Below are 14,957 nucleotides of genomic sequence, written 5' to 3'. Positions count from 1 at the left end.
TTTGCATTTCTGTCACAATGTACGGATTGTCTCCCCGGATAAATCTTCGGACCGGCTGCCCTAGAAAACCTTACACTCCGTATGAATTGAGCTGTTCCGTCGCAATACATTCGTACGATTGGCGGTGATGACGCAGAGGCATATCAATTGGGCAGGAAAATTTTCAGGCTCTGCCATCCTATCGATGAAACGGGGTGACGCAAGACAACTCCCCTGTTGACAATCTCCGTTCCAATATTTCGTAAAACGGGAGTCATGCCAGGATCCGAAACATGCAACCGGTTGTGCGGGCAGGATCCCCGACTCGCGCGGGTGTGACGCTCCTGCGAAGAGCCAAGCGTTCCCGATGATTTTCCACAGCGCCGTCTTCACCAGCACACAGGCTCTTCCGCCACCGTCCCCTGTCCTGGAAAATCTTATACGTCTTGTTAACGATACCAACCATATCATCCCGCCAAATTCCCCGATGCGCGCGCAACGAGAACAGCGAAGCATCCCATTCATCACGACACTCTTCGCCGCCGCCATGTGCGGAGGGGTCATGACTTGCGGCCCTAATGCCGAACTTGTCAAAGGGTTCTCGTTCTGAAGTTGCCAAGTTCTAAGAATAATCCTGTATGACTTGCTACATTTCGGCACATCTTCTCCCGTTGTGCCTAGTGAATTTCTTTTCTATCAATCAATGATTGGTTCGAACTCCCGATTTTCGGGCTGCTGGCGGGTGTGGTGATGAAGTCGATGTTCACGCGGGCGAAGGGCACGGCGAAGACCAAGGCGGCAGGACGCAAGGCGGAAGCGGCGGTGACCAGACCGCTGCTGGCCTTCGCATTGGAACAGCGGTTCATGTTCGACGCCGCCGGTGCGGCAACCGCAGACCCGGCGGCGACAAACCACGCCACCGACCCGGCGGTAGCCGACCACACGGCCGATCAGGCCCAGCACGACGCGCTCGCCGCCGCAGCAGCGTCCGCAGCAGCCGTCGGCACCACCCCGGCAACCGCCCCTCCCGCGGAGGTCCGTGCCGCCGACCCGGCGCTGAACAACGGCAAGCGCGAAGTCGCCTTCATCGAATCCAACGTCGCCGATCGGCAGATCCTGATGAACGGGGTGACGGCGGGCGTCGAGGTCGTGCTGCTGGACAGTGGCCAGGATGGCTTGTCGCAGATGGCGCAGTGGGCGCAGACCCATACGGGCTATGACGCCGTGCATGTGATCAGCCATGGCGGTGAGGGGCGGATTTACCTGGGGGCGCTCACCCTCGACACGGCGACGGCCGAAGCGCGCGGTGCCGATCTCGCGGCGCTGGGGTCGGCCCTCACCGAAAACGGCGATCTGCTGCTGTATGGCTGCGACGTGGCGACCAATGCCGGTCAGGGCTTCGTTGCGGCGATCGCCGCCGCCACCAGGGCCGACGTGGCGGCTTCGATCAACGAAACGGGCGCGGCCCGGCTGGGCGGCGACTGGGTGCTGGAAACGGCCTTCGGTTCCATCGAAACGGCCGCCCTCTATGGTGCCGGAGAAGCCGACGGGTACGACCATGTCCTGGGAACCACGGAGGTCGCCACCGAGACTGCGCTGAACACTGCCATCGCCAACGCGGCGGATGGCGACATCATTGTGCTGACGGCGGACATCACGCTGACCGGCGCCCTGACTCCCGTGACCAAAAGCATCACGATCCAGGGCAACTACCATAAAATCGATGGCGACAGCACGGTGGGTTGGTCGGCGTTTTCTATTGATGCGCGGACTGCAGGCACGACCACACTCACCGTCGAGAAGACGGAGTTCGTCAACACGGACGGTGCCGTCGTCGCAGCGGCCAACGACCAAGGTGCGGCTATCAGCATCATCTTGCGCGATAGCATCGTCCATGACAGCTTCATCAACAATAATGCCGGGGCAATCGTTATCCAAGATGCCGATCCCGGAGACAACACTCTTTCTTTGACCGTGGAGAGAAGCATATTCTATAATAATCCGTTTATTTCCGTTCTTATCAACAGCTCAGATCACTTGGCGCGGGCGGGAAATTCCGTATCTGCTACAATACGTGATTCCCTATTTTACACCAATACGGCTTCCCCCATCACCATTCATTCTAATGAAGACACCGGCACCTCGGCCTATGCCGTCAATCTGATCAACAACACAATCGTCAACAACACGGGGGGTGTGACGGTCGAACAAAACAGTTCGATGAGTGCTATCGCGCCGACCGTCAACATCAGAAACTCCATCATCCTCGGCAACTCCGACAGCAACGGCTACGACGCCAACACGGTGGGCACCATCACCGCAACGACGAACAGCATCATCAACAGCAATCTCAGCACGGTGAACTTCGTCGACTTCGCCGGGAACGACTTCCGCCTGGCCTCGACGGCCTCCAACGCCCTCAACCAGGGCAACAGCAGCTATGCCACCGGTTCCACCGACGTGCGCGGCATGGACCGCATCCGCCAGGGGACGGTTGACATGGGCGCCTATGAGTCCTCCTACACCAATGCCGGCGTCGCCGGCATCGGTCCGGCGAGCGACCTGAACGGCAACGCTGGCGGCACTAACAACACGGTGTCGGTGGCCAACGGCGCCGCAACCAACGTGACCCTGTTCGACAGCGCAGCGACGATCACCCAGCCCGACAGCGAACTCAACCTCACCGGCATCACGGTGGCGCTGACCGGCATCGCGGACAGCGGATCGGAAAAGCTCGCCCTGACGACGGTCCAGATCGCCGCCGCGCGGCTCAACAACATCACGGTGACGGGCAACGACAGCGCGACGCTGACGCTGTCCGGCGGTGCGTCGCTGGCGAACTACCAGACGGTGCTGCGGCAGATCCTCTACAGCAACGTCGCCGGGACGCCGACGGCCGGCAACCGCACCGTCACCGTGACTCCGACGGACGACATCTCCGGCGCGTCGCCGTCGACCGCGACCCTGACCATTCGCCCGGGCAACACCGCCGCCCCGGTGCTCGACGCCACCAAGTCGCCCGTCCTCACCTCGCAGCCCCTGTCCACCTCCACCGCCGTGCCGACCGGCGCCGCCGGCACCCCGGTGTCGACCCTGGTCAACACGACGGGTGTCGCCAACTTCAGCGACGGCGACGGCGATTCGCCCGGCATGGCGATCACCGCGACAGACACGACCTCCGGCACTTGGTATTACACCACCGACGGCGGCACGACCTGGACCGCGGTCGGCACCGTGTCGAACACCAGCGCCCTGCTGCTGGCGGCCGACGCCGACAGCCGCCTGTTCTTCAAGGCGAACAGCGGGTACAGCGGCACCCTGTCCAGTGCCATTACCTTCCGCGCCTGGGATCGATCGACGGGCACGGCGGGAAGCAAGGTGACGACGGCCACGAACGGAGCCGCCACCGCCTTCTCCACCGCCACCGACACGGCCAGCCTGACCGTCACCGACGATGTCGCGCCGACGGTCAGCGGTGTCACCTCGTCCACCACCGACGGCACCTACGGCACCGGCAGCACCATCTCGATCCAAGTCACCTTCTCCGAGGCCGTGACCGTCACCGGCACGCCGCAGCTGACGCTGGAAACCGGAACGACCGACCGGACGATCAGCTACGTCGGCGGATCGGGCACCAACACACTGACCTTCACCTATACGGTCCAGGCCGGCGACACCTCGTCCGATCTGAATTACCAGTCCACTTCCGCCCTGGCGCTGAACGGCGGGACGATCAAGGACACGACCGGCAACGACGCGACGTTGACCCTGCCGGCGACCGGCAACGGGTCGTCGCTGGGCGGGGCGAAGGCCATCGTCATCGACACTGCCCCCGCCATCACGTCCGCCATCTACGATGCCAACACCAACACGCTGGTGGTGACCGGCACCAACATCACCGACGGCGCCACCATCGACGTCACCAAGCTCACCCTGACCGGCGAGGGCGGCAGCACCTATACGCTGACCTCCAATTCCTCGGTCACCTCCGCCCCCAGTTCCAACGGCTTCACCATCACGCTGGGGGCGACCGACCAGACCTATGTGGAAGGGCTGCTGAACAAGAACAGCACCAGCTCCCAGGACAGCACAACTTACAATCTGGCTGCCGCCGCCAACTGGAACAGCACCCAGTCGGCCGCCGCCGACCTGACCGGCAACGGCATCACCGTGTCCAACACGCAGAAGCCGACGGTCAGTTCGGTCAGCTACGACGCCACGACCGGCGTGCTGACGGTGACAGGCACCAACCTGGTGCACCAACCGGGCCCCGGCAACGATATCGACCTGTCGAAGCTGACCGTCACCGGCCAGGGCGGAACCGTCACCCTGAGCGGTGCGGTGGAGATCACCAGCGCCACCAGCTTCACCGTAACGCTGACGGGTACGGACAAGACCAACCTAAACGCCAAGCTGGACAAGAACGGCGGCACGTCCACGGGCGGCACCACCTACAGGATCACCTCGGCCGACAACTGGAACGGCCCGGTCTACGGCGACATCTCCGATTCGACCGGCGTCGGGATCACCGTGTCGGGCAACAACGCCGCCCCGGTCATCAGCGACCTGAACGGCGACACCAAAAGCTGGGGTGGGGTGGGCGGGACCGTGTTCCTCGACACCTTCAGCGGCGTCACCGGGATCGCCAGCGTCACCGATGCGGAGAACAACGCCGCCAATTGGGGCGGCGGCTCCCTGACCGTGCAGCGCGCCACCGGCGGCGCGTGGTCGGCGGACGTGTTCGCGTTCAGCACCATCTATTTCGTCGACACCCCGACGGGCGCGACCAGCGGAACGCTGCGCTACTACACCCAGGCCACCGGAGATAGCTTCGCCAGCTACACCAACACCAACGGCGTGCTGACGATCACGCTGAACAGCGCGGCGACCACGGCCATGGTGTCGAACCTGTTCAGCGGCATCAACTACCGCAACGACACGCCGGCCGGCGACGCGACGATCCGCTTCAGCCTGAACGACGGCCACGGTGCCACCACCACCGCCGACGTGACGGTGACGACCAACTTCATCTACGTCACCGGCACCGGCGACGGCGGCACCGTCGACGTGACCGACGGCGTCGGCCTGCGCGAGGCGGTCGCCATCGCCGCCGGGCAGACCGGCACCCAGACCATCGTGCTCGGCAGCGCGCTTGCCAATGGCACCATCTCGCTGGGTTCGGACTTGGCGATCGGCGAGAACGTTACCATCGACGCCGACGCTGCCAGCGGCCTGACCATCACCGGCAGCACCATCACCGTCGCGTCCGGCACCACCCTGACACTGACCAACGGCGCCAGCGACACGCTGACCATCGCCAGCAAGATCACCGGCAGCGGCGGCTTCGCCAAGACCGGTGCCGGCACCCTGACGCTGAGCGGCGGCAACGACTACAGCGGCGCCACCAGCGTCAACGCCAACAGCGGCACGCTGGTCGTCACCGGCACGCTGAACGGCGCGGCGGCCGGCGGCGTCACCATCGGCAGCGGTTCCACGCTGGCAGGAACCGGCATCATCAACGGGGGGGTCACCCTGCTGTCCGGCGCCACGCTGGCACCCGGCATCGCCGGCACCAACAGCGGCGTCGGCACCCTGACCATCAATGGCGGGCTGACCATCCAGTCCGGCGGCATCCTGTCGGTCGATCTGGCCAGTTCCAGCAGCTACGATCAGGTGGCGGTCACCGGGACGGTCGATGTCAGCAGCGCCACCCTGTCGGTCGCCGGCGCCTATGTGCCGACCAAGTCGGCCGGCGGCGACAGCTTCGCCATCGTCACCAACGACGGCAGCGATGCGGTCACCGGCGCCTTCACCTCGCTGGCCTCTGGCACCGCGATCACGCTGAACAGCGGATCGGTCACCATCAGCTATGCCGCCGGCAGCAACAGCAACGACATCGTGCTGACCGGACCGGTCAATCAGGCTCCGGCCCTGGGCGGCACCTTCACCACCGCCGGCACCGTCGACGACAACGCCACCGCCACGCCCTTCGCCAGCGTGACGGTGGCCGATGCCGACGACAGCACCGGCAGCTTCACCGTCACCATCACCTACACCGCGGCCAACGGCACGCTGTCGAGCGCCGGCGGCGGGCTGACCGGCACGGCCGGCAGCTACACCCTGACCGCCACCACGCCGGGCAACCTGCAAACCCTGCTGCGGGCGCTGGTCTTCACCCCCACCGCCAACCAGGTGGTGCCGGGCGGCACGGTGCAGACCACCTTCAGCCTGACCGCCGGCGACGGCACGAGCAGCAGCAGCGCCAATACCGACACGGTGATCACCGCCACCTCGATCAACGACGCACCGACGGCCCTCGCGCTGTCCAACAGCGCGGTCAGCATCTTCGAAGGCACCAACGGCGTGGTCGGCACCCTGTCGGCCACCGATGCCGACACCGGCCAGACCTTGACCTACACGCTGGTCGCCGGCATGGGCGCCACCGACAACGCCCTGTTCAACATCTCCGGCACCTCGCTGAGGGCGAACGACGCCGCCACTCTGACCGGTGGGCAGAGCTATTCCGTCCGCGTGCAGGTCAGCGACGGCACCGCCACCTATGAGCAGACCTTCAGCATCAGCGTGACAAACGATCTGGTGGTCGACGTCACCGCGATCGACGGCAGCGCGCCGGTCGGCAGCTATGCGGCCGACAAGGCCGACGGCGGCGGCCTGGACCTGCAGGAGGCGATCAACCTCGCCAACAACGTGTCGGGGAACGTCACCATCCGCTTCGCCGGTACGCTGGGCGGCACCATCACGCTGCCCGGCACCCTGACGGTGCGCAGCGGCGTGACCCTGGCGATGGACAGCGACACCAACAACGGGTCGATCACCATCACCGGCAACGGCTTCACGCTGGGCAACAGCTTTGGCGTCAGCGTCGCCACGGGCGACACGCTGACCATCAACTCCACCCTGGCCGACGACGGCACCGTCGCCTCGGCCCTGACCAAGAGCGGGGCCGGCACGCTGGTGCTCGGCGGCACCAACAACACGGCGACCGGCGGCACCGGGCTGAACACCGTCAGCGTGACGGCGGGCACCCTGCGGATCGGCTCCGACAACAACCTGGGCACCGGCACGGTCACGCTGAACGGCGGCACGCTCAACCTCAACAGCCTCAGCGGCACCGTGGACAACGATCTTACGCTGGGGGCGTCGGGCGGCACGGTCAGCCTCACCAACGGCACGGGCGCCACCCTGTCCGGCACGATCACCGGCAGCGGGTCTCTGACCAAGACCGGCGGTCCGGCACTGACGCTGAGCGGGAGCAACAGCTATTCCGGCGGCACCACGGTCAGCGGGACGAACGGCCTTTCGGTGACCGGCTCCGGCAATCTGGGCAGCGGCGCCGTCACCCTGAACTCGACGCTGAAGATCACCGGCGCCAACACCACGGTCACCAACGCCATCGCCATCAACGACGATGCGGCGATCATCTCCAACGCGAGCGCGGTGACGTTGTCGGGGGTGGTCTCAGGCTCGCACGCGGTCGAAAAGCAGGGTGGCGGCACCCTGACGCTCGGCGCCACCAACACCCATACCGGCAACTGGGCGATCTCGGCCGGCACGCTGACCGCATCGGGCGGGTCGGCGATCGGCGATTCCAGCTCCGTCACCCTCAGCGGCTCCGGTGCGTTCCGGGTCAGCGCCAGCGAGACCGTCGGTGCCGTGACCGGCAACAGCACCTCCTTCACCGACGTCACCATCGACACCGGCATCGTCCTGACCGCCACCTATGGCAGCGACGCCACCATGGCGGGCGCGATCGGCGGATCAGGCGGCTTCACCAAGACGGGCAGCGGCACGCTGACCCTGTCGGGCTCCAACAGCTACAGCGGCGCCACCACCGTCGGCGCTGGCGGATTGACGATCAACGGATCGATCAACGCCAACAGCGCGGTGTCGGTGGGAACCGGCGCGACGCTGACGGTGGGCGCCGCTGCGCTGGAGATCGGCTCGCTGGCCGGTGCCGGTACCGTGGCCGTCGCTTCCGGCAAGGAGCTGACCGTCGGGTCTTCCGGCGCCTCGACCGAATTCTCCGGCAGCTTCAGCGGCGCCGGCGACCTGATCAAGATGGGCAGCGGCACGATGACGCTGTCGGGCACCAACAGCACCAATTTCAGCGGCACCACGGCGGTGCGGGAGGGCACGCTGAGCGTCGCCGGCGACGCCAACCTGGGCAGCGGCACCGTGACGCTGAACGGCGGCACGCTGACGGTGACCGGAGCGGGGACGATCGACAATGCCGTAACACTGGGAACCAACGACGGCACGGTCGACACCGCCGTCGCGGTCACGCTGTCGGGCGTCATTGGCGGCAGCGGCAACCTCACCAAAACGGGGGCCGGCACGCTGACCCTGTCGGGGTCCAACAGCTATTCGATTCTGACGGTTTCCGCGGGAACGGTCAGCATCGCCGCCGACGGCAATCTGGGATCCGGTGCGGTCACCCTGGCAGCCGGAAGCAAGCTGCAGGTCACGGGCGCGACCACCATCGACAACGCGGTCGCCCTGACCGGATCTGCGGAGGTCCAGACCGACGCGGCCGTCACGATCAGCGGCAACATCACCGGCAACACCCGCACGCTGACCAAGTCGGGCAGCGGGACGCTGACGCTGTCCGGGACCAACAACGGCTCCGGCTCCGGTGTCAGCGGGATCACGGTGTCCGCGGGCACCCTGGCGGTGGGGGCGTCCACCAACCTGGGCCAGACGACGCTGACGCTGGACGGCGGCACGCTGGCCTCGACGGCGGTCTTCAGCAGCGGAACCGGCGTCACGCTCGGTAGCGGCGGCGGCACCATCGACGTCTCGGCCGGTTCGGTCACGCTGAGCGGCACCGTCTCCGGCGTGGGCGGGCTGAGCATCGCCAGCACCAACGCCGGCAATGTCCTGGGGCTTTCCGGGACCAACAGCTACACGGGCGGCACGACGCTCGGCAGCGGCATCCTGCAGTTCGGCAGCGATGCCGCGGTGGGAACCGGGACGCTGACCGTCAACGGCGGCAAGCTGCGCGGCTCGGGCTCCACCGCGCGGACGATCGCCAACAACCTCGTGCTGGGCGGCACGATGACGATGTCCGGTTCGGCGGCGCTGACCTTCACCGGCAGCGTGGATCTGGGCGGCACGGCCCGGACGGTCAACAACACCATCACCGAGAGCCTGACCTTGAGCGGCACGGTGTCGAATGGCTCGCTGACGGTGGCGAACGGCGGCACCGGCGCGCTGGTGCTGGGCGGGACCAACAGCATGACCGGCATCACGGTGTCGTCCGGCACGCTGTCGATCGCCGACGCCGCCAGCCTGGGGACCGGCACGACGACCCTGTCGGGCGGCACCCTGTCGATCACTGGCGCCACCACCATCGCCAACGCCATCGCGGTATCGTCCGGGTCGACGATCAGCAACTCGGCCGCCGCGACGCTGTCGGGCGTGCTGTCGGGGGCGGGGGCGCTGACCAAGTCGGGCGCCGGCACCCTGACCCTGTCGGGCACCAACACCCACACGGGCGCCGTCACGGTCTCGACGGGTACGCTGGCGGCGGCCGGCGGTTCGGCGATCGGCGATACCAGCGCGGTGACGGTGGCGGGCAACGCCACCCTGTCGCTGGGCAGCGGCACCGAGACCATCGGTTCGCTGGCCGGAGCCGGCAACGTGGTGCTGAGCTACCGCCTGACGGTCGGCGGCGACAATACCTCCACGATCTTCTCCGGCATCATCTCCTCCACCAACGCCAGCGGCCTGACCAAGACCGGCGCCGGCACCCTGACCCTGTCGGGGGCCAACACCTACACCGGGTCGACCACCGTGTCGGCCGGCGGGCTGACGCTGTCGGGCGGTTCGGCGATCGGCGACCTCACCGCGGTGTCGGTCGCCAGCGACGGCACCCTGACGCTGTCGAACGACGAGACCATCGGCTCGCTCGCCGGAGCCGGCACGGTCGCGCTGGGCGCCAACACGCTGACCACCGGGGTGAACAACAGCTCCACCACCTTCTCCGGCACCATCACCGGCACCACCACCGGCATGTTGAACCTCGACGGCACCGGCACCCTGACGCTGTCGGGAAACAACAGCACCAATTTCGCCGGCAAAATGACGGTGCGGGACGGCGGCACGCTGAGCGTGACCGGCGACGCCAACCTGGGCAGCGGCACGGTGACGCTGAACGGCGGCACGCTGACGGTGACCGGGGCGGGCACCATCGACAACGACTTCGACACCGGCGTCAACGGCGCCACCATCGACAGCGCCGTCGCCGTGACCCTGTCGGGCGCCATCGGTGGCAGCCACGGCCTGACCAAGAGCGGGACCGGCACGCTGACCCTGTCGGGCACCAGCACCTACGCCGGATCGACCACGGTATCGGCCGGCACGCTGCTGGTGACCGGGGCGCTGGGCGGCACCAGCGGGGTCTCGGTGGCGTCGGGGGCGACGCTGGGCGGCACCGGCAGCATCTTCACCTCCGGTTCCAACCAAGTGACGATCGCCGACGGCGCCACCCTGGCGCCGGGCTTGGCCGGGACCAACAACGGCATCGGCACGCTGACGATCAACGGCAACCTGCGGCTGAGCGGCACGCTGGCGGCCGAGATCGGCGGCGGCGGCGGGGTGGGCGGCACCGATTACGACCAGGTGGTGGTCAACGGCACCGTCAGCCTGAACGGCGGCCCCCTCACCCTCAGCCGGGTCAACGGCTATACGCTGACCAACGGGGCGGCCTACCGGATCATCGACAATGACGGCAGCGATGCGATCGCCGGCACGTCCGGCACCTTCGGCACCTTCGCCGAAGGCACCGACATGACCAGCAACGGCGACATCTACACCGTCAGCTATGTGGGCGGCACCGGCAACGACGCGGTGCTGACCGCCGTGGTGAACCCGACGGTGTCCTCGGTGTCGGCGACGACCGCCGACGGCAGCTACAAGGCCGGCGACACCATCTCGATCACCGTCACCTTCAACCGGGCGGTGACGGTGACCGGCACGCCGACCCTGGCGCTCGGCACCGGGCGGACCGCCACCTATTCCAGCGGATCGGGCGGCACCACCCTGACCTTCACCTACACGGTGCAGGCCGGCGACACTTCGACCGACCTCGACTACGCCTCCACCACCGCGCTGGTGCTGAACGGCGGCACGATCGCCGACAGCTCCAGCAGCCTGGCCGCCCTCCTGACCCTGGCGGCGCCGGGGGCGGCGAACTCGCTGGGCGCCAACAAGGCGATCGTCATCGACACCACGGCGCCGGGCGCGCCGAGCGCTCCGGACATGACGACGGGCACCGACAGCGGCAGCTCGAGCACCGACAACGTCACCAGCAACACCACGCCGACCTTCACCGGCACGGCGGAGCCCAACAGCACGGTGACGCTGTACGACACCGACGGCACCACGGTGCTGGGCACCGCCACGACCGACGGCTCGGGCAACTATTCCGTCACTCCCACCACGGCGCTGACGCCGGGTTCCCACACCCTCACCGTCAAGGCCAGGGACGCGGCCGGCAACGTCTCCAGCGTCTCGGGCGCGCTGGAGGTGGTGATCGACACCACGACGCCGACGGTGACGGGCGTCACCTCCTCGACCGCCGACGGCAGCTACAAGGCCGGCAGCACCATCTCGATCCAGGTAAACCTGTCGGAGGCGGTGACGGTCACCGGCACGCCGACGCTGGCGCTCGGGCTGGGCAACGGGCGGACGGCAACCTATTCCGGCGGCTCGGGCACCGGGACGCTGACCTTCACCTACACGGTGCAGGCCGGCGACACCTCGGCCGACCTCGACTACGTCTCCACCACCGCGCTGGCGCTGAGCGGCGGCACGATCGCCGACACGGCCGGTCACAACGCCGTGCTGACCCTGGCAGCGCCGGGGGCGGCGACCTCGCTGGGTGCCAACAAGGCGATCGTCATCGATACCACGGTGCCGAACGAGCCGGGCGCGCCGGACATGACGGCGGGCAGCGACACCGGCAGCTCCAACAGCGACAACGTCACCAGCAACACCACGCCGACCTTCACCGGCACCGCCGAGCCCAACAGCACGGTGACGCTGTACGACACCAACGGCACCACGGTGCTGGGCACCGGCACGACGGACGGCTCGGGCAACTATTCCGTCACCGTCGCCACGCCACTGGCGCCGGGTCTCCACACCCTCACCGTCAAGGCCGCTGACGCAGCCGGCAACGTCTCCATCGCCTCGAGTGGGCTGGCGGTGATGATCGACACCACGGCGCCGAACGAGCCGGGCGCGCCGGACATGACGGCGGGCAGCGACACCGGCAGTTCCAACAGCGACAACGTCACCAGCAACACCACCCCGACCTTCACCGGCATCGCCGACTCGAACAGCACGGTGACGCTGTACGACACCGACGGCACCACGGTGCTGGGCACCGCCACGGCGGACGGCGCCGGCAACTATTCCATCACCCCCGCCGCGCCGCTGGCGCCGGGCTCCCACACCCTCAGCGTCAAGGCCACCGACGCGGCCGGCAACGTCTCCACCACCTCGGGCAGGCTGGCGATCGTCATCGACACCACGGCGCCGAACGAGCCGAGCGCGCCGGACATGACAGCGGGCAGCGACACCGGCAGCTCCAACAGCGACAACGTCACCAGCAACACCACCCCGACCTTCACCGGCACCGCCGAGCCCAACAGCACGGTGACGCTGTACGACACCAACGGCACCACGGTGCTGGGCACTGCCACGGCGGACGGCGCCGGCAACTATTCCATCACCCCCGCCGCGCCGCTGGCGCCGGGTCTCCACACCCTCACCGTCAAGGCCACCGACGCGGCCGGCAACGCATCCACCGTCTCGGGCAGGCTGGCGGTGATGATCGATACCACGGCGCCGGACGCGCCGAGCGCGCCGGACATGACGGCGGGCAGCGACACCGGCAGCTCCAACAGCGACAACGTCACCAGCAACACCACGCCGACCTTCACCGGCACCGCCGAGCCCAACAGCATAGTGACACTGTATGACACCAACGGCACCACGGTGCTGGGCACCGCCACGGCGGACGGCGCCGGCAACTATTCCATCACCCCCGCCGCGCCGCTGGCGCCGGGCTCCCACACCCTCACCGTCAAGGCCACCGACCCGGCCGGCAACGTCTCCACCAGCTCGGGTGGGCTGACGGTGGTGGTCGACACCGCGGCACCGACAACGCCGGACGCGCCGACACTGTCGGGGGCGAGCGACACCGGCAGTTCCAGCAGCGACGCCATCACCAGCAACACCACGCCGACCTTCACCGGCACCGCCGAGCCCAACAGCACGGTCACCATCATCCTGGATGGCGTCGCGGCCGGCACGACCACGGCCGACACCGACGGCCGCTGGAGCTTCACGGTCACCACCCCGTTGGCCGACGGCACCCACGGGGTCCGCGCCATGGTGACCGACACTGCCGGCAATGCCGCCCAGTCCGGCATCCTGACCTGGACGGTCGACACCCGCAGCCCGACGGTCCTCGCCAGCTCCGGCGCGACGCTGAGCGCCGGCGGCACGGTGTCGGTCGGCGCCGCCGTCTCGCTGTCGGATGCCTCGGCGCTGGACCGGGTGACCATCAGCCTGACCGATGCCCGCAGCGGTGACGAGCTGGTGATCGGAGCGCTGCCCACCGGTATCACGGCGACCCGCACCGGCAACAGCATCGTGCTGTCGGGCTCGGCCTCGGCGGCCGATTACCAGGCGGCGATCCGGGCGATCAGCCTGCGGTCGAGCGCCTCGGACCCCAGCTTCGACGGAACGGCAACCAGCCGGTCGATCACCGTGGAAGCGCGCGACGCCGCCGGCAACGCTCCGGCCGCGGCGACGGTGACGGTAACGGTGGCCCGCGCCACGACGTCGCCCATCAACACGACCAACACGCCGGCGATCACCACGCCCGTCACCGGCAGCGGCAACGGCCCGTCGCTGTCGGGCGGTTCGGCGAGCGGATCCTCGTCCAACGGCCCGTCCTCCAGCGGTTCGTCCGCTCCCAGCCTGCCCTCCAACGGCCTGCCGGGCGGCCTCGGCATCGGCGGGTTCGGACCGAGCCTGCCGGGCAGCGGCGGCTCCGGCAGCAACGGCCTTACCGGCAGCGCATCCAGCACGGATGCCGGCCGATCGGTGACGCTGGGCAGCGTCGGCGGCAGTTCGTCCAGCACCGACGCCGGCCGCTCGGTGACGTTGGGCAGCGTCGGCGGCAACTCGTCCAGCACCGACGCCGGCCGCTCGGTGACGCTGAACAGCGTCGGCGGCGGCAGTTCGTCCAGTTTCGGCAGCTCCGGCAGCGGGCTGGGAGGAAACGGGCTCGGCGGCGGGCTGGGCGCTGCCCTGGGTGGCAGCCTCGGCGGCGGCTTGGGCGGCAACGGTCTGGGCGGCCTGGGCAGCGGTCCGGGTGCCGGCCTCGGCACCGGCGGCACACCCGGAGCGACCAACGCCGGCATCGGGACCGGCGCCAACACGGGTACGGGCACTCCCGGCCAAACCGGCACGCAGGGCAATGGCCCGAACAACGGCCCCAACAATGGCCAGGGCCGAGGTCAGGGCGCTGGCCAGGAGCAGGGCAATGCTCCCGGCACCGTGCCGGGTCGCGGCCCGGCGACCGGACAGCCCGGGACCCAGGGTCAAGGCCAGCAGGATCAGGGCGAACAGGGTCAGGGCGAGCAACAGGGCCAGCCGCCACAGAACCAGGATGCTCCCCAGGATGGTGGTGGCATCCCGGCCGGCGGCGCCGGCCAGCCGGCGGAGCGCGGAGCGGACACCCGCGCCGAGATCATGCCGGCCTCCCCCGGCTTCGCCCGTCAGGTCGCCCGCGCCCATGGCGGCCCGGCCGACGCCGCCGGCCTGCTGGCGGCGCTCGCCAGCCACGTCCTGCCCGACAGCCGGGCCGCCTGACGGCGGTCCGGCCCTTCCCGGCCTCCCTTTTCCAGCATCGCTTTCCTCTCCCAATCCCTTTTCCGCCG

1 protein-coding gene is annotated in these 14,957 nt (G+C 68.3%); it reads left to right on the top strand.

Features of this window, described 5'->3' with window-relative positions:
* Positions 1-729: 729 nt before the first annotated feature.
* Positions 730-14,889 carry an Ig-like domain-containing protein gene (locus tag JHL17_RS25475; RefSeq protein ID WP_200197485.1) on the top strand — a complete coding sequence of 4,720 codons (14,160 nt, stop codon included), beginning with the start codon at positions 730-732 and terminating at the stop codon, positions 14,887-14,889.
* Positions 14,890-14,957 lie beyond the last annotated feature (68 nt).

The organism is Azospirillum endophyticum, assembly GCF_016595245.1.
GTDB lineage: Bacteria > Pseudomonadota > Alphaproteobacteria > Azospirillales > Azospirillaceae > Azospirillum > Azospirillum endophyticum.
This window is presented reverse-complemented; position numbering and strand designations above follow the sequence as displayed.

What these genes read in the sequence shown, in the direction of transcription:
- JHL17_RS25475 (WP_200197485.1), top strand. Translation starts at nt 730, where the DNA reads ATGAAGTCGATGTTCACGCGGGCGAAGGGCACGGCGAAGACCAAGGCG.